Source organism: Cellvibrio japonicus Ueda107, from assembly GCF_000019225.1.
Classification (GTDB): Bacteria; Pseudomonadota; Gammaproteobacteria; order Pseudomonadales; family Cellvibrionaceae; genus Cellvibrio; species Cellvibrio japonicus.
Window position 1 is genome coordinate 4,422,284 of sequence record NC_010995.1, and the last position, 17,957, is coordinate 4,440,240.

General features: G+C 51.1%; 11 protein-coding genes. 7 read left to right on the plus strand and 4 right to left on the minus strand.

Annotated features, from left to right (window positions below; all coding sequences use genetic code 11):
* Positions 1-2: 2 nt before the first annotated feature.
* Genes CJA_RS17765 through CJA_RS17785 form a run of 5 tightly spaced genes read left to right on the plus strand, consistent with a single transcriptional unit; the run spans position 3 to position 9,622 of the window.
* Positions 3-3,038 (plus strand): hypothetical protein, encoded by a 3,036-nt coding sequence (locus CJA_RS17765; RefSeq protein ID WP_148208929.1) that lies wholly within the window; start codon positions 3-5, stop codon positions 3,036-3,038.
* A gap of 40 nt (positions 3,039-3,078) precedes the next feature.
* Positions 3,079-4,797 carry an eCIS core domain-containing protein gene (locus CJA_RS19210; protein ID WP_238526794.1) on the plus strand — a complete coding sequence of 573 codons (1,719 nt, stop codon included), beginning with the start codon at positions 3,079-3,081 and terminating at the stop codon, positions 4,795-4,797.
* A 24-nt stretch (positions 4,798-4,821) separates the two neighbouring features.
* Positions 4,822-6,117 (plus strand): eCIS core domain-containing protein, encoded by a 1,296-nt coding sequence (locus CJA_RS19505; protein WP_012489261.1) that lies wholly within the window; start codon positions 4,822-4,824, stop codon positions 6,115-6,117.
* Positions 6,118-6,151: 34 nt separating this feature from the next.
* Positions 6,152-8,299, plus strand: a complete 2,148-nt coding sequence (locus CJA_RS19215; protein ID WP_012489262.1) for an eCIS core domain-containing protein — start codon at positions 6,152-6,154, stop codon at positions 8,297-8,299.
* A 48-nt stretch (positions 8,300-8,347) separates the two neighbouring features.
* Positions 8,348-9,622 (plus strand): hypothetical protein, encoded by a 1,275-nt coding sequence (locus tag CJA_RS17785; RefSeq protein WP_041551792.1) that lies wholly within the window; start codon positions 8,348-8,350, stop codon positions 9,620-9,622.
* A gap of 57 nt (positions 9,623-9,679) precedes the next feature.
* Here the strand turns inward: CJA_RS17785 and CJA_RS17790 are convergent, their stop codons facing one another.
* Entirely contained in the window at positions 9,680-10,474 is a 795-nt protein-coding gene (locus tag CJA_RS17790) for a bestrophin-like domain (RefSeq protein WP_041551793.1), read from the minus strand.
* A gap of 264 nt (positions 10,475-10,738) precedes the next feature.
* Here CJA_RS17790 and CJA_RS17795 point away from each other — a divergent pair, with 264 nt between their 5' ends.
* Positions 10,739-11,959 (plus strand): S1 family peptidase, encoded by a 1,221-nt coding sequence (locus tag CJA_RS17795; RefSeq protein ID WP_012489265.1) that lies wholly within the window; start codon positions 10,739-10,741, stop codon positions 11,957-11,959.
* Between the two features lie 11 nt (positions 11,960-11,970).
* On the plus strand, positions 11,971-12,513 hold the full coding sequence (locus CJA_RS17800; RefSeq protein ID WP_012489266.1) for a TetR-like C-terminal domain-containing protein: 543 nt from the start codon (positions 11,971-11,973) through the stop codon (positions 12,511-12,513).
* A 91-nt stretch (positions 12,514-12,604) separates the two neighbouring features.
* Here CJA_RS17800 and CJA_RS17805 read toward each other — a convergent pair whose 3' ends face one another.
* The 3 genes from CJA_RS17805 to CJA_RS17815 are packed head-to-tail and all read right to left on the minus strand — an operon-like array spanning position 12,605 to position 17,954.
* Positions 12,605-15,691 (minus strand): efflux RND transporter permease subunit, encoded by a 3,087-nt coding sequence (locus tag CJA_RS17805; RefSeq protein ID WP_012489267.1) that lies wholly within the window; start codon positions 15,689-15,691, stop codon positions 12,605-12,607.
* Positions 15,692-15,702: 11 nt separating this feature from the next.
* The gene (locus CJA_RS17810) at positions 15,703-16,713 is read right to left on the minus strand and encodes an efflux RND transporter periplasmic adaptor subunit (protein ID WP_012489268.1); all 1,011 of its coding nucleotides are present in this window, start codon (positions 16,711-16,713) and stop codon (positions 15,703-15,705) included.
* A complete protein-coding gene (locus CJA_RS17815; RefSeq protein ID WP_148208930.1) occupies positions 16,710-17,954 on the minus strand; it encodes a TolC family protein in 1,245 nt (414 codons plus the stop codon). The genes CJA_RS17810 and CJA_RS17815 overlap by 4 nt, the downstream gene beginning before the upstream one ends.
* Positions 17,955-17,957 lie beyond the last annotated feature (3 nt).

Consider the following 17,957-nt stretch of genomic DNA (forward strand, 5'->3'; position numbering starts at 1 on the left):
TGATGATGAAACCTATTCCACGCCTGTCCCTCCACCCCTGGCTGGCCCTGATGCTGTTGTTGTGCAGCCTGCCGGCGCTGGCGCAAATCCCGGCCGGAGCCAAGCTCAACAAAGACAAATGCCTCGGCTACGAACTGGAGTACAAACACTATCCGCGCTCGCTGGTGATGCAGGTGCAGGGCGATTTGCATCAAATCTACCAGCAGGAGGCCGACTACCAGGCCGATGCACAGCGCCAGGGCCAACCGCTCAACGACGGTTACCTCGGCCCCATCACCTGGGCGTGGATGCAACGCTTCTGCAAAAATTTTGCGCTTGCCGATGCCGATCAGGTTGCCGATGAATTACCAACCCGCCTGCAGCAAATCGCCGCATTTGCACAGGCCCACGCCGACACCAACCAACGCTTTATCAGCAGCGATTTTGCGCTCTGGGTGGTTGCCAACCCCAGCGCCTGCGAGCTGGACACGCACCTGGTACTGCGCACCGGCAGCGATGCGCAATTACTCGCCCTGGAAACCTGCTACCGCAAACCCGCCGCAGAGCCCGACATACCTGCCGAGCCGGGTGCCATACACCACGCCCATACGCGCTATGTGCTGCGCGAAGACGATTACGCGGTGATGGCCGATTCATCACTGCAGGTTGCGCTGGTCAAACCGCTGATCGGCCAATCCTATCCCGATCGCACCAGCGCCAGCGCTGCCCTGGCCGATGCGCTCAAAACCCTGCCGCCGGAGCAGGCGCAGGCACTCAGCCAAAACCTGCTGCGCCACCTGGAGTCGCGCCTGCAATACGTCTTAAGTGATGAAGTCCTCAACAGCTTGTACCAATCCGGTATTGGCGATGAACTCTTTGCCGAGCTGCAAGCCCTGCCCGACAAAACCTTTGATGACAAAGCCACACTGGACAAAGCCGTTAATGCCGCCCTTGAAAAAGCGCAGCAAGCAATCAACAGTGCCGCTGCACCGACGGCAGATGCCAATGCCGGCCAAGCACCTGCCACCACACCAACCCAGGATGCCGCCAGTTCAGCCGCCGCCTCCACAGCAGCCGCACCGCTACCGGCACCGCGCCGCCTCAACGGTGCCGCGCTGCTCTTGCAAATCCAGCTTGCCAGCCAGCGCCAATCGCTGGTACTCACCGGGCAAGCGGCGGCTATGGCCACCAACCAACCCGATGCCTTGCCGCCGGAAATTATTTTGTTGCTGCAAAGCCTGCAGGATATTGAATACCCGCAGGGTGAACTGCTGCACCTGGCGATCCAGAACAAATTAATTAAAGGCCTGCAACTCTGCCGCACCGATAAATCCAATACCCTGGATACGCGCATCACGCCCCTGACCGCCGATATTATGCAAGCGCTGGATGAGCGCTTGAAACTCCTGCTGCCCAGCACCCTGGGCATCGCCAACAGCAATAAAATTTGCAACGAAGATTTTTATACCCTGCTCAAAGGCGACTACAACCGCACACTGCGCCCGCTCATCGAACGGCTCTACAGCGAACCCATGCCCGAGTATAAGGACACCCTGATCAACTGGACGGGTGAAGGCTGTGGCTGTGTACCCAAGGAGATAGTCACGACCGCTTATGGACTCTACCCCTACTGGAATACCACCGAGGATTTACAAACGTTTGATTTCAGCACCTTTTCACGCGTTGCCTATTACGGCTTGAGCGCTAATGACGCAGGACAGCTGGTACAAATCAAAAGTAATAGCCAGGCCAATACCCTGGTGCGCGATAACAGTCACGGGCGCAAGGAATTTATTGAAAAAGCGCGCCGCTATGGCAGCCATGTGGACTGGGTCATTGAAAAAGACTGGAGTCATTTAACCGAGCAGGATTTTGAGCGGGACACAGAACATATCCAACACTTATTCGGTAATTTACACAAAGAGCTGCTCGTCTTTATCTCCCAGGAAATCATGGGGCCCGCGACCAGGTTGCGGCCACTCTATACCCTGGGCGCGGCCAACCGTCCCATCAATGGCGATGGCATCACACTCTACTTTACCCACTACCCCCGTTCTATTGTGGCGAAAAAACTGTTTGATGACTTTTTTAGCAAACTGAAAAAAGACCTGAAAAAATTCGACGACGAACGCAATCGCTGGCGCAGCATCAAGCAAAACACCTTTCTCAACCTGATGACCAGCCAAGCGGAATTTACCCGCCGCGATGGCGCCTTCAGCCATGCCAATATCAACCAGCTTTATGAAGTCAGTCATTACGATCGCGCCAATCTCTCGGTGCTTGAAATGCAGGAGGCCGCAGGCTCCCTGGTAATCCTGTTACTGGAAGATCCCTATTACACCTCGCTCGATGAAATCTATGCGATCACCACCAGCCTGAGCCGCAACCTGATCGTACCGCTGATGTTCAACAACTATAAAAATGTCAGTCCCATTTCCAAAACCAGTACCACCAACAATCCCTTTGCCGTGGATGAGCGGGTGAAAAAACTCGCCTATGTGCACGAAAGCTTTGGCGGCGGTGGCTTCTGGCCGATTACCTCGGCCACCGACCCAGCCTACAAGGTGTTCAACGAATATATCAGCCTCAATTTTGCCCCGGGCTATACAACGTCCATCTGGAATGACTGGCTCTGCGCCTATCGCTGGCTGCTCACCGGTATTACCAATCTCTGGTTGGTACTGAGCTTTGTATACCTGCTGATTACCTTCTATCTGTATCCGCAACAATGCCGGGAACTGCCCCTGTTAATGCGCTGGCTACCGCACCCGGCCACGGTACTGCTGATCCTGTTGCCACCACTCAGCCTGTGGATCTACCTGTTATTAATCGACCCGTACTTCAAATTCCTGACGCTCACCAGCCTGCTCAGCCTGGTGGTCATTGGTATGGCCATCTGGGCCGGGCTCAAGGCCGTCAAAGCCCTGCGCCAGCCCATCCCCAATCGCAACCTGTTGTATTACCAAAAAAATGCCAATGCCCTGGTGCCCACACGCAACGACGCCAGCAACGATGAGGACGATGACAATGACGCCAATCCCCCCCATCCGACGAGCTAAATAATCGCGGCCAGCGCCCGCCGACGCCGGGCGCTGGAAAGTGATTGCAATTGTTTACTTTTTGCACTTTACTCAGCCAATCCCCGAAGGAATTGCCAGGAGCCAGATCATGAGCCACACCCATCAAACCCGCAGCCAGGAAACTTCGCGCAGCCATAACACGGGTAGCAAAGTTATCTCGCCGAAATTCGCCGACCAGCGCAGCAGTACCCTCGCACAACTGAAACAACAAGCCATGATGGGCAGCACCACCGCCCAACGCGCTGACATCCCCGAGCTGGAAGAAGAAACCCCCGCACAGGGAAAATTTGTCGCCCAGCGCGCCGAAGCCGATGGACTCGAAGAGGAGCCTGAGCCGGCCCAGTTAAAACCGACTCATTCACCGCCACCGATACAGCGCGCTGAAAAACCCAACAACACCGGGCTGCCCAACCAACTCAAAGCGGGTATTGAATCGCTATCGGGCATGAGCATGGATCACGTTAAGGTTCACTACAACTCCGATAAACCGGCGCAATTAAATGCCCATGCCTATGCGCAGGGCAGTGACATCCATGTCGCACCGGGGCAGGAACAGCACTTACCCCATGAAGCCTGGCATGTGGTGCAGCAGGCGCAAGGGCGGGTAAAACCCACGATGCAAATGAAAACCGGCGTGCCGGTGAATGATGATGTGGGATTGGAACATGAAGCGGATGTGATGGGCGCGAAAGCAATGAATATAACTAGCAATTCCACTCCTGGCACAACCCAGCTTTATGTTATTCCTACAGCGTCAAATAATGTATTACAGGGTGCGTTTACTGGCGTGCCTTTGGTAGTACCGCACAATCCGGTTAATGTAGCCTATCATGGACACCAGTTTAATAATGGTGGAACCAGAGCAAATACTGGTTGCGGGACAAACAACACCATTATCACGGCAGGAGAAAAAAAGAATTCAGGAAGCTCATTACCGGGAAGCCCAAGCGGTATGCAGCATTACCAATACAGCTATAGTCGCACAGGTGGGCTGGTAAGAGATCCTGCATTAAATCAGGCATCAACACGTATCCATCTGATTAATCACCGACTGGAAAATTCCGCTAACACTCAGGCAACGGCTGGCAATATTTTATTAGGTAGCAAGCGAGCCAATAATCCAACCCACCTGCATAATGTAGAAAATTATGTCATCAAAGCATTAAGTGCATCCTCTCAAGAAAATGCTACCTATCAAGCAACGATAGCCAATGCAACAACCCTCACTGATGCAGATATAGGTGGAAATGTTACTTATTGGGATAGATCCAATACGCCAAGCACGACCGTATTACCTGCGTATCATTTAACAGACGGATGGTTAGATAAAAACGGACAAGTTACAAGAACACCTACTACTGGCAGTGCCACGAAAAAAATTAAGCATCAAAATGGAACATCATCAACCGTTCCTGTTCCTGATGGATATTTTGTACGGCCTTCCATATTTTTACCCCAACATTTATGGCTTGAATATAACGTAACTGCAAACTATGGTGCCACGCCCGCTTTTGTACAAAACAACATAAACCATGAAAGAACGCAAAATGGTGGTGGATTAAACCCAACAAACCAGGTGCTAGAAAATAACATTCAACATTTTGAAACCAGCTGGAAAGACGATGCATTCCCTTCCAGCTTCACCTCAAATGCCAGTTACTATATTGCTTCATGGATACCTGGCTCACCCTATCATCAAGTAAATGAAGCACCTGAGACGATACAGACAGATACATAGCAGACATTAAAAAAGAGAATGTATATGAGTTACATACATAAAAATGACTCTCTTCAAAAACAGGGTAGTGGTAATGAAAACCAAAAAACTCTTTCACCTGCATTTACCGATCAACGCCCATCAACATCTATACAGCTCAAACAACAATCGTTGATGAATAATGCTGTCTCTCAACGTATTGACACCATCAATCCCGAACCAGAAACCACCCTTCAATACAAGGAAAAATCCAACAACACTGGCCTGCCCAACCAACTCAAGGCGGGTATTGAATCACTGTCGGGCATGAGCATGGACCACGTTAAGGTTCACTACAACTCCGATAAACCGGCGCAATTAAATGCCCACGCCTATGCGCAGGGCAGTGACATCCACGTCGCACCGGGTCAGGAACAACACCTGCCACACGAAGCCTGGCATGTGGTACAGCAGGCGCAAGGGCGGGTAAAACCCACGATGCAAATGAAAGCAGGGGTACCGGTGAATGATGATGTGGGTTTGGAGCATGAAGCAGATGTGATGGGAGCGAAAGCGTTGACGCAGCTTTCTGAAGAAAAGCCAGTACAACATAAAACCATTCATACCACTTCCAATACATCACAGCCTGTACAGCGAGCTATTACGCGTTCAATGTGGAAAATCATTAATGAAACGGAATTCAAGGACGATGATGATATGCACAACACTGGAATGTGGTTAACATCAAAATACGGTTATGAAACCGCTAACCTTATTGTCAATGGCATTTTAGACAGAAACAACCTTTCCTCTGAGCAACATAATTTTTTACAACAAAACTCAAATGAAGACGTCAATGAGCAAGATGAAGAAGATGTCAATTGGGTTGACCATGGCGACCTGGGCGAATATGACGACCCTGAAGCCATCGACCATTACATCGATGAAAATCAGATTGCCCAACTGGCGCGCAAAGGTAACACAGTATCAGGCCCTAAATCCTATGCCACCAAGAATGTGGGATCGTTTGTAAATGTATCTTATAGAACCGATGGGCAAGGATGTATTGATTTTAGCAATCCTTTCAATTCAACCACCTGGAAAAACCCCGTCCTGGCCGGGTCAGGGGTTAACCTTTCCGCTGCCAACAAGACAATCGACAAAAAAAACAGAGCCCAGCACTTCGCTATTGGAGACCTTTTATATGCCAAGAAACAGGGCAAAAGCAAAGCGTCCTACACCACCAATCTCCGTTCAGGTAAATGGACATGGCACCACCTGCCCGCAACCTACAAAATGGTTTTGGTCGATATGACTGTCCACGCCAAGCACGGTCATAATGGTGGGGTTTATCTCTGGTAATGAATGGTATTAATTCGCTGGTCAGGCAAACAATATGAGTCATGTTCGTGTTGACAACAAAACAAACTCTGCTGAAAAAACCCGGCAGAAAAAGGATAATGGTACCGAAAACCTTATTCAGCCCTATGCTGATGATAGGGTAGAAACACAGGTTCAATTAAAACAGCAAAGCTTGATGAAACAAGCAACTGATAATAATTTGAAAAACAACACCGGCCTGCCCAACCAACTCAAAGCGGGTATTGAATCACTATCGGGCATGAGCATGGATCACGTTAAGGTTCACTACAACTCCGATAAACCGGCGCAATTAAATGCCCACGCCTATGCGCAGGGCAGTGATATCCATGTCGCACCAGGGCAGGAACAACACCTGCCCCACGAAGCCTGGCATGTGGTGCAGCAAGCCCAGGGGCGGGTAAAACCCACCCTGCAAATGAAAACCGGCGTGCCGGTGAATGATGATGTGGGGCTGGAGCACGAGGCGGATGTGATGGGGGGACGTGCATTAAGTTACCCTGCCGAAAATCCTATGCAACTGGCAAAAAATACAACCCGTGATATCAAGCAAAACTCCATCATTCAAAAAAAACCTATTGATATCAACATGAAAAAAGTTGAAGCCCAGGATAGTAGCGATAAAATCCTGCTCAATAAAGTTTATGGATTTCCCACCTTTAAACTAAATCGAGATGCAAAAGGCAAACGAGGCTATATAGGTACAGCTATTGTATGGTCTGGCGAGCCAGACGCAGAAAAAATGGCCAATAAATACGTCACAGAAACCCAACAATGGAATGAAGATGAAAGAAAAGCCAGATTAGCAGTTAACTTTTTGGTTAATAGTCGAGTTGAATTTGAACCTAATGGCGACCAAAAAGCACGTTATGACTCTGTAATGAAAGCTGCTGACACCGAATTAACCGTATTGGGTAAGGCCACCAGCCTGATCAATGGTGTAACCTGGGAATACAAATATAAAGGCGGTGGATTACCCGAAAAAAATACAACAGAAATAGGAAAAATACTGGAATCAGGAAAAATTAATAATGATACAGTGACTTGGAAGGATGGAAATAACACTATTACCGACAAAGAGGCAAAAGAAGAGTTTAAGAAAAAGCGGGCAGAGAAAGGCGTCCCCTATGGTGCATTGCGCAGTGAGGCAAGCAAAGGCACTACGGAAATAGAAGCTCACTTGAGCGGAAGCAACAAAACAGGGGAAGTTTATGTTCACTCAATAGATGCGGATGCACCTAATTTTTCATCCCTAATTCATGATGATAATGATGGGTGGCTGGATATTTTAGATGCCTATGACAAAGTCCTGGATAACGGCGGCGATCATGACTTTTTAATTGGTGGCTATAACCTCATAGCAGAACCGGAAGAATATAAAGGCCTAAACGCAAAAAGTGACTTTCAACATACAGTAAAAGCAAACTTGATAGATATTATTATACGTCAAGCTGCTTTTCAGATTGAACCCACATTAATCTATCCAACAGAGCCAAATTTCCTGGTAAAAGCGAAAACGTATACTGAAATCGAAAAATCGGTTGGCAAGAAAAACGCTTGGGGAAATAGGGCATCTGAGGGCAGGTCGCTACTTGATAACTATATAAAAATGCGCATCGATAAAAATCAAGACTCAGATATAGCCTACAACCCACTTGCATCTGTACCTACCGGAGTCAGTGCAGGAGGAGCAAGACTTAAAATAGACAGCAATAAAAAATATGACGAAAACTCACTGTATGGAAAACCCCAACACGACACCACTTCTATCAAAGGCAGCACCATCAGCATACCAGATCAATATGTCGTTCAAGCACAGTCATGGGCTGGAGCCTCTCGACTTGCAGGTGCCTATTTCGCGGCATACAACGCAAAAAATAAAGGTAAGGCGCCAAAATATTTCACTGGTGATGAATCCAACCTGACAATCAATTATTACAAAAAAAATGAAATTATAAAATTTTTTGCGCCTGTAGAAACAATGGTAATAGCACTTGCAAAAGGTGAAGACCCATCCACAGTAGAACTGAATATTGATGGACTGGCTAAATACGATACGGATAATGATGTTATTAAAATTCTTCCTATATTAGGAAGTATAAAAAAGGCTTTAATAGCGCTACATAGCAATCACGACTTCAATAGCATTATTAGTGACGATTAAAAATTATCGATTAATAGTTAAGGTTAAGGATTATTCCGGAGCGAGACAATGAATTATATTCACCATGCCGACAATCAGGAAGTTGTTCATAGCAACAATGCTGGCGATAAATCTATCTCGCCCCAATTTATCGATAACCGCGATACTACCCAAGCACAGCTCAAACAACAGGCAATATTGCATAATAAACAGCCCACCACTCAATTCATGAGCAAAAATATACCTGTTCAAAGACAACTGACTGCTCCTCCCATAACTGGAGCAGCAAATATAGCTGCTGGACCCGCAAACGCAGCCAACCGGGACACAGTGGCAATCGGCCCAACTAATGTATCAGCCTATAATGTCACCATGAATGCTGCTGCCGGAAATCGCGATGCAGCTATGGCTGCAGTTCGGACTGAATATAGAGCTATTGGCGCTGGTTTGACAGCAGCATTAATGGGCGGAATTCCCGGGCAGTTTATCTCTGGACATGCGGTCAGAAATTATTGCAATGCTAATACTCCATTTGCTGCTCATGTATATGATGTTTTGGTAGGCGCAGGAGCCGTACCTGCACATGCCATCCCCGCGCCGAGTAACGCACAAAAACGAGCGCATCTTCAGGCACAAAACCCTCGTGCCGAATTGGCACCTACTAATCTGGAGCACCTGCGTAACGATGGTGCGGTACCATTTAACGATCCACTCGAAGTCAATATACAAGCTCCTTATGGTGCAGTTGCACCACTGGAAGTTCGAGTCGATTTCACAGAGGGACAAAAAGGCTATATATCACGTATCCAAGATACAGGCGGAATTGATGCCAGCATTAGTGATCGCCCCAATTTTGCAGGAGAGTTCCCAAATCCTAATCATTCACTGATCGGCTATTACAGAGCGACAGGAGGATTGAGAACAAATAATGTGGACAGTTACAGTAATGTTCATCACACAGCTACCAATGAAAACGCGGCTACGCAAATTGGTCGATTGGGTGCCCGAAACATAAAATCTCATCTGGAAGGGGGCCTAGATGCAATCACTAAAGTGATAGCAGAGGGTGGCCGCTTTATTTGTGTTGAAGCATTAGGTACAAATATTCGTAACGATTCATTGTTCTTTGCCACAAATCCTAACGGTGGGTTTCGTACAGTAGAGTTTCGGGAGTTATGGAAAATGTGGCAAAATCGGTTTGGTGGAATTTATGGAGTGACTGATCTTGCAATATCAAATTATATAACAGGTGGTGCCATGCCTCCTGCAAATGTTATGCAGGTTGCCATTGCCCCTGCAAATACTGGCTATCACTATGATCTGACAAATAGTGCCATATGGTAAAAGGACTGTACTACCTAACGCTATCCAGGGAAATTTCTTGATAATGCATCCTCTTTTTCAAGAAGAGGAATTTATCACCTTATCCCTCACAAACTCAAACGCATCCGGCCCGATGCTGTACTCCCCACGGAAGGGGTGGTCCATGGCGGCGATAAGGAATACCAGTAATCCCAACAGAGCGGCGGTTAATACATTCAGTGAATTGTGTAAGCGCAGGTTGTCCACGATAAATAACCAACTCACCATAATATTGAGCAGCGCGCCGACAACAATGACCACATACATGGTTATCGGCATACCGTTGCCTACGCTTTGCAGGCGCTCGTCGTGTAATTCAAGCAGTTGGTTAAATTGGCGTAAGACTTCTGCATGGATAATGCCTTCGCGCATACTGGAGGGTTCGAAGTGATTCAGGGTTTCATTGAATTGCCGAAGCATATGCAGGCCTCGATCATCAATTTCTCCCTTACGCTGGATCGGCCAGATATGTTCAATAGTGATATGGGTAAATTCACTTAACTGCTGCCGCATCTGGGTGCGTACGGGTTCCGGATAACTGCCGACATCCACATAGATTGCACCCAGCGTATTGGCTTCTTTGGAAACCGTGCTTTCTATCTCGGTAAAGGTGGTATAGGTGCCCACCGAGATAAGACCGAGGGTAATACCATAAAAGACTCCCACCGCCGCCAGGTAATAGCTGACCAGGTCATTGTGGGGATGGCGACCATAGATCCGCAGTACAAAACGGCGATGCACAATTAAACCAATCACGGCAAAGCCCACAAAAAAGGTGATGGTGAGCAGACCAAACAGCCCATTTGGCAAATCGTAAACCCAATAGAAGTTCATTCTTATTTTCCTCAATAGGATGATGTAACCACTAATCCATGTGTATTTTTTATGGCAAGAAACACTCCCCATCTCCTGCCCAAATGCCTCAATGGTCCGCATGCAATCTACATGACGCCAGGTTAACGATCTGCTAGGCTTGCTTATCGGCAGTCAGGCCGGCAACGCCTTTTATTATAAAGATATCGGCCTGCTCTCCGCCTCATTGCCCGATGGACTTATCGAATAACTCAAGGGCACGATTCACTTCAAGGGCAAGTATCCATGCGATTCCTAAAACTCTGCTTCCTGCTATTTTGCGGTTTAACCCTGCTCGCCTGTGCTAACCAACGCATGACGACCAAAACCCTTCCCAAGGGTGTCGCCCTGAAAAAGGGTGTACAACTTCCCAACTCCACCCAGGTACGTTACTACATCCCCCACAATGAACAAACCAGTCGCTTCTTTTTTGCCCGCGGCGGTTTCTGGGTAGAGCCAGGCAAGGGCCTGCTTGATGGTTCGCGAGCTGTATTTAGCCATTATTTTCCGCAAGCCAAATTACTCGATGTTACAACCAATGAAGATTACGGCCTGTTGATCGACCTGCAGCCGACCTGGGACTTCGAAAGCGGCAAGGTGATTGGGAAAATGGCTTATCGGGTATTGGATGGCAAAAGTACTACACCTCTGCTGACCGGCGAAAAGCAGTTTTCCGTTACTTACGACTGGGGCGGCGGTTCTGCTTTTTACAATGCGGCCCTGCGCACTACCCAGTTGGTGTTGATCGACATACTCAACAAGCTGGAACCCAGTGCAGAAAAATACCCTGCCGTTAACAAAACCGCTGCCATTGACTTGAAAGACCTGGCCAATATGGAAAAACCGGTGAGCCTGGGGACAGGATTTTATTTCAACTCGATTGGCCAGTTGCTAACCGCTAACCATGTGTTGGACGAGTGCCTGATTATTCGGGTGCAATCAGAAGGTAAAGAGCTGGATGCAACACTCAAGGCCAGTAGTTCACTGCTGGATTTAGCCGTGCTGAATACCGGTACAGCGTCCACACAGTATTTACCCTTGCGCAAAAACCAGGAATTGATCCTGGGTGAAATGGTGAGTAGTGTTGGTTACCCCCTGCAAGGCCTGCTGGCGGAAACCCCCAATTTGACCCGCGGTAATGTTAGTGCCAAAAGTGGAATGAAAGGCTCCCTGGGTCACTTCCAGTTTTCTGCTCCCATACAACCGGGTACCAGCGGTGGACCGATTATTTCAGAGTCGGGACAAGTGCTGGGGGTTGCGGTAAGCACCCTCAACAGTAAGTACCTGATCGAGAAAGGCATACTCCCGCAAAACGTTAATTTTGGCCTGGATGCAAAATACGTTGCCCAGTTTTTGCGGAAGCACCAATTCAGCTTCAGCGAAACCGCTATCGATACCAAGAACAACATTCAAACCAGTAACGACGCTGCGCTGGCTGCCAGTGTGCGTGTTGCCTGTTACCAATAAAGGAAGCTGTCATGAACACATTAAAAGCAACTCTGGGTATTGTGTTAACACTCCTGGCAGCAGGTGTCCAGGCTGAGGCAAGGGATTTCAAACTGCCGCCGATTATGTATTACAGCACCTTGGAAAAATCCCTGTTTGAGAACCTCAAACAAAAACCGATCTTTAGCCAATTGGATGAAGAACTGTATGGCAGCCCTTTGCGACTTGCCGTAACCCACACCTTTGCACCCACAGCGGGCGGCACAGCCACCGGGCTCACCTCCGCCGTACTGGCCGGTGGTTCACTGGGATTATTGCCTATTGTCAGCAACAACGATTTGATTATCACCTACACCGTTGCCGCCCATGGAAAAACCCTTGCAACCTTTTCCTACGCGGAAAATTTTACCCAGGCAACCAATATCTATTCCAACCAGGGTTTAAACCAATTGGATAAAAAAACCATGGATTGGGTAATGACAACGGTGGATAAATTTATTGCCGATGTCAGTGCCAACACACAGGTGCGTGAACTGACCAGCGAATATGAATTTTATTTTGGTGCTATCAAATAGTCCGCTAGCGTGCCCTGCGCAAGATCACCTCCCCTGGTGATCTTGCCGTTAAAAAGTAAAAGGCCGTTGTACCGGCCTTTCACTATGACAATTACACCCTGCGTTTATGGATCAACGCATAAAGCGCGGGCAATACCAATAGCGTGAGCAGGGTTGACGACATAATACCGCCGATCACCACCGTCGCCAGTGGTCGTTGTACCTCTGCCCCTATACCCACATTAAACGCCATGGGTACAAAGCCCAGGCTGGCAACCAGAGCGGTCATCAGTACCGGGCGCAAACGGGTGAGTGCACCGTCGATAACGGCGCTCATTAAATCACCTGACTCGTGATACAGCTGGCGAATAAACGCGAGCATCACCAAGCCATTGAGTACCGCAATACCGGATAGCGCAATAAACCCGACACCCGCCGACATGGACAGGGGCATATCGCGCAGCCAAAGCGCAAGCACACCGCCGGTCAGTGCCAGCGGTACACCGGTAAAAATAATCAGTGCATCTTTTAGCGAACCGAACGCCATTACCAGCAGTGCAATGACCATCAACAAGGTGAGTGGCACTACGATGGCAAGGCGCTGGCTGGCAGATTGCAACTGTTCAAAGGTACCACCGTAATCCAGCCAATAACCGGCGGGTAACTGCACCTGGTTATTGATACGCGCTTGAACCTCGCTCACAAAACTGCCCAGGTCCCGACCGCGCACATTAGCGGTGACTACCACCAGGCGCTTGCCATTTTCGCGGCTGACCTGGTTAGGTGCCGGCGCCATTTCCAGGGCGGCCAATTCGTTGAGCGGGACAAATCCCGGAGACTGGGCAATCGGTATCGGCAAGCGCTCCAACGCACGCAAATCGGTGCGCAGTGTTTCCGGCAAGCGAATCACCAAATTCACACGGCGGTCGCCCTGGTAGAGGGTACCTGCGCTTTCCCCTGCAATAGCCGTAGCCACGAAATCCTGCAGCACATTCAGGCTAACACCGTAAGCAGCCAGCTGCTCACGCCTGGGTTTAACCGTGAGCACGGGTAAACCGGTAATTTGCTCCATGCGCGCATCGGCAGCGCCGGGTACCTGTTGTACCACCTGCAAAATCTCCGCCGCTGATCTCTGCAGCTGGTCGAGGTCGTCTCCGATCACCTTAATGCCCACATCGGCGCGCACCCCGGAAATCAATTCGTTGAAGCGCATTTGGATAGGCTGGGTGAATTCGTAATTATTGCCCGGTAGTTCGCCCAGTGTTTTTTCCATGGCTTCTACCAAATCGGCCTTGGGCAACTTGGGATCGGGCCATTCACTGCGCGGCTTAAGTGTGACGTAGGTATCGGCTACCGAGGGCGGCATAGGGTCGGTAGCCACATCGGCCGTCCCTATGCGGGTAAATACCTTATCTACCTGCGGGAATTCCTTCAGGCGTTCCTCCAGCAACCCCTGCATGGCAATGGATTGCTGCAAGCCGGTACCGGGGATACGCATGGCGTGCAGGGCGATATCGCCTTCATCCAGTTGCGGAATAAATTCCGACCCCAGGCGTGTGGCGAGCCACAGGCTGCCGACAACTGACAAGAGCGCAACACCCAACAGCGGCACCTTGTAGTGCAACGCCTTGAGCAACAGCGAGCGGTAATAGCGTTTTAACCATTGGATTGCACGGCTTTCATGTTCTGCCACCTTGCCCGTCATGAACAGCGCAATCGCTGCCGGCACGAAGGTAAGCGATAACAAAAGCGCCGAGCTGAGCGCAATGACCACCGTAATGGCCATAGGGTGAAACATTTTTCCCTCGACACCGGTGAGGGAAAAAATCGGCAGATACACCAGGGTGATGATACCCACACCAAATAAACTGGGACGGATAACTTCGCCGGTCGCGTCATAGGCAAGTTGCAAGCGCTCCTTTAAACCCAGGGCGCCATTCCTTTGCGCTTCGCCCAGGCGGCGAATGGCGTTTTCCACAATAATCACTGCACCATCCACAATCAGGCCAAAGTCCAGCGCCCCCAGGCTCATCAGGTTGGCTGACACACCCGCCTCCACCATGCCGGTGATGGTCATGAGCATGCTGATGGGAATTACCGCCGCCGTAATCAGTGCCGCGCGCAAATTACCCAGCAGTAAAAACAATACGACAATCACCAGCAGCGCACCTTCCAGCAGGTTTTTTTGTACAGTCGCAATGGTTTTATCCACCAGTTTGGTGCGATCGTATACCGCTGTGGCAGTGACGCCCTGTGGTAGGGAACGGTTAATGTCCTCCAGTTTCAGGGCCAGCGCACGCGCCACAGTACGCGAGTTTTCACCCACCAGCATCATGGCCGTGACCAATACCGTTTCACGGCCGTTTTGCGTGGCCGCTCCCGTGCGCAACTCCTTGCCGATAACCACTTCGGCAATATCGCTAATGCGCACAGGTGCGCCCTGGCGAGTTACCACCACCAGGTTTTCAATATCGCCGAGGGTTTCCAATTGGCCGGGCGTGCGCACCAGCAATTGCTGCCCATTGGTTTCGATATAGCCGGCACCCCGGTTGTTATTGCCATTTTCCAGGGCATTTTTAATAGCATCAAAACCCAATTGCCACTGCAGTAATTTCACCGGATCGGGAGTGATGTGATACTGGCGCGTGTAGCCGCCAATAGCGTTAACCTCCACCACACCTTTTACCTGCATCAACTGCGGGCGAATAACCCAGTCTTGCAGTTCACGCAGGGCAATAGCATCAAATTGCTCCGGGTCCCTGGCTTCCAGCGTGTACATAAAAATTTCACCCAGGCCGGTGGCTATGGGCCCCATCACCGGAACCAGGCCTTCCGGTAATTCGCGCTGGATCACCGAGAGCCGTTCGTTAATTAAATTGCGCGCAAAATAAATATCGGTGCCCTCTTCAAATACCACCGTTACCTGCGACAAACCATAGCGCGAGATGGAGCGGGTATAGGAGAGCCTGGGAATACCGGCCAGCGCGTTTTCTACCGGATAGGTAATACGCTGTTCGGTTTCCAGCGGTGAATAGCCAGGGGCCTGGGTATTAATTTGCACCTGTACATTGGTGATATCAGGTACCGCATCGATGGGCAGGCGCTGGTAATTCCAGAGCCCAAAACCAATCAGGGCACACACGGCGACCATGACCAGCCAGCGTCGCTGGATGGACGTTTGCAATAGGGCATTAATCATGTGGCAGCTCCTTAATGCTCGTGACCGGCACCGGATTTCTCCAGATCGGCTTTAAGGAGGTAAGCGTTTTCCACCACATACTCATCACCCGCGTGCAACCCCTCCAACACTTCACTGAACAGGCCATCGCTGCGGCCCAGTTTGACGGGGCGACTATCGTAGCGAACCTTGCCCGTAACACTATCCAGGTCGCGCACAAACACCAGGGTTTGTTCGCGCACCACTTGCAGTGCACGATTATCGAGACGCAAGGCGACCGGCGTTTCGGCGATACTCACCCAAGCTTCCACCGCCTGGTTGGGTACCCACTGACCAGCGCTGTTATCGATAGCGGCATGTACTTCCAGCGTGGGCGAATCGCCCAGGCGCGGGGTGATAAAGTCGATACGGGTTTGTTGCAGATGGCCATTCCCGTCCAGGGTGATTGTCTGGCCGGGTTTGATTTTTCCAACGTCGCCGGGAAACACCCGCAGGTGCAGTTCCAGCACGCTTTCATCCAACACCGTAAACAATACCTGGTCCCCGGCATATTCACCGGGGTTGGCATGGCGCTCTACCACCCGCCCTTTAATGGGAGATACCAGAGGGTAATCGCGCAAGCTCTCGTTGGATTCCACCCGCGCCAGGACATCACCCGCGTTGACCGGGGAACCAATAACCGGATTTACCTGGCGGATAAGACCGGGATAGCGCGCCTGGATATGGCTAATGCGCTGTGGATCCACCTCCAGGGAGCCATAGAGTTTTACGCGCTTTTGCAATACGCCTGCCTCTGCCACAGCGGTGGTCAAGGCAGACGCCTCAGCCACCTCGGGGGTGAGTTGCACCTGGGTAGGCTCCTCTTCGTGATCATGGTCATCATCATCGTCACCATGGCTGTGGCCCGCTGCCCGATCGTGGCTGCTCTTGCCATGGTTATGGGCTTCCTCACTGCCATGGTCATGATCAGCAGCAGCCCACAGCGGCTGTACTGCCGGCAGGCTAAAGGATAAAAGCAGGGAAAACAGGGGAGAATATTTCATGGGGTCACCTCGGTATAGGCGGCAGAGGCGGTTAAGCGCTCCAGTTCAATGCGGGTTTCATGGGCGCGCAGGGCGGCACTGATCAGCTCGGCGCGGGCCTCCAGCAATTCGCGCTGGGCCATGGCCAGCTCCAGGGAGCTATAGCGCCCCTGGTTAAAGGCAGCGGTGGTGTCACGGCTGGATTCCTGCAGCAGCGGCAAAATGCGCTCGCGCAGGTTTTCCACCTCGGCCAGGGCCTGTTGATGGGCCGCATAGGTTTGCTGCAGGCGGGTTTGCAGGCGGGTGCGAGCGCTGGTTTCAGCCAGCTCTGCCGCATCCTGCTCCGCCCGTGCCACCTGGATAGCGCCCGCCGCACGGCGGCCGCTGGCCAGGGGAATATTCACCCCGACTACCAGGGCGGTGTCGCTGGTGTCCTGGGACTGGCGCACACCGGCACTCCAACCCAGGGCCAACTTGCCCTCTGCCTCTGCCTTGCGCAGCTCGGCAGCGCGCAGGCGGGTGGCATCGGCAAGCAGGGCCAGATCCGGGTTTTGTGCCAGGCGCGCCTGCCAACCGGCCAGGGATTCCAGCGCGGGCAAGCGGAACAGATCGCCGCTGGCGCGGCTAAATGCCGGGTTGGGCTCAGCCCAGTAGGCACTGAGTGACAAGGCTTGTTCACGCAGCTGCTGGCGCGCTTTATCCAGGGCAATTTCCGTACGCGCTACCGCTGCGCGGGCGCGCATCAACTCGGCCTTGGGCGTACTGCCGGCCTGTACCCGCTTGTCCAGGCTTTCAGCCAGGGACTGGGCCAATTGCCAGGCCTCCTGTGCCAGGCGCGACTGCTCCTGGGCCGCCAGCAGGGCAATAAAGCGGTAATTAACCCCGGCAACAACGTCCAGTACCGCCATACGCTGCTCACTGGCCAGTTGCTGCTGGCGCGCGGTTACCGCACCCATACGCGCATCGCGCTGGCCACCCAGCTCCACAACCGAACCGAAGGAGAGGGTAAATTCCGCCGCCTTCACACCACTTTTAGCACCGGAACCGGCAAGGTTTTCCGCTTCAAATTGCACAGCGGTTTCCGGCCGCAGCCGTGCGGACTGAGCCTCACCGGCCAGGGCATCGCGACGAAAGCTATAGCCGGCCAACTGGGGGTTTTGCTGCAAACCCAGGCGCAATGCCTGTTGCAAGCTGATTTCATCCTGCGCTAAAGCGCAGGTTGCACTGGCAAGCAATACCAGGGCAAACAAAAGGGTTCTCATAAC

Bases quoted from the DNA above. Each gene is read 5' to 3' on its own strand.
- CJA_RS19215 (WP_012489262.1), top strand. From the start codon at position 6,152: ATGAGTCATGTTCGTGTTGACAACAAAACAAACTCTGCTGAAAAAACC.
- CJA_RS17810 (WP_012489268.1), bottom strand. From the start codon at position 16,713: ATGAAATATTCTCCCCTGTTTTCCCTGCTTTTATCCTTTAGCCTGCCG.
- CJA_RS17800 (WP_012489266.1), top strand. From the start codon at position 11,971: ATGAACACATTAAAAGCAACTCTGGGTATTGTGTTAACACTCCTGGCA.
- CJA_RS17805 (WP_012489267.1), bottom strand. From the start codon at position 15,691: ATGATTAATGCCCTATTGCAAACGTCCATCCAGCGACGCTGGCTGGTC.
- CJA_RS17790 (WP_041551793.1), bottom strand. From the start codon at position 10,474: ATGAACTTCTATTGGGTTTACGATTTGCCAAATGGGCTGTTTGGTCTG.
- CJA_RS17815 (WP_148208930.1), bottom strand. From the start codon at position 17,954: ATGAGAACCCTTTTGTTTGCCCTGGTATTGCTTGCCAGTGCAACCTGC.
- CJA_RS17795 (WP_012489265.1), top strand. From the start codon at position 10,739: ATGCGATTCCTAAAACTCTGCTTCCTGCTATTTTGCGGTTTAACCCTG.
- CJA_RS17785 (WP_041551792.1), top strand. From the start codon at position 8,348: ATGAATTATATTCACCATGCCGACAATCAGGAAGTTGTTCATAGCAAC.
- CJA_RS17765 (WP_148208929.1), top strand. From the start codon at position 3: ATGATGAAACCTATTCCACGCCTGTCCCTCCACCCCTGGCTGGCCCTG.
- CJA_RS19505 (WP_012489261.1), top strand. From the start codon at position 4,822: ATGAGTTACATACATAAAAATGACTCTCTTCAAAAACAGGGTAGTGGT.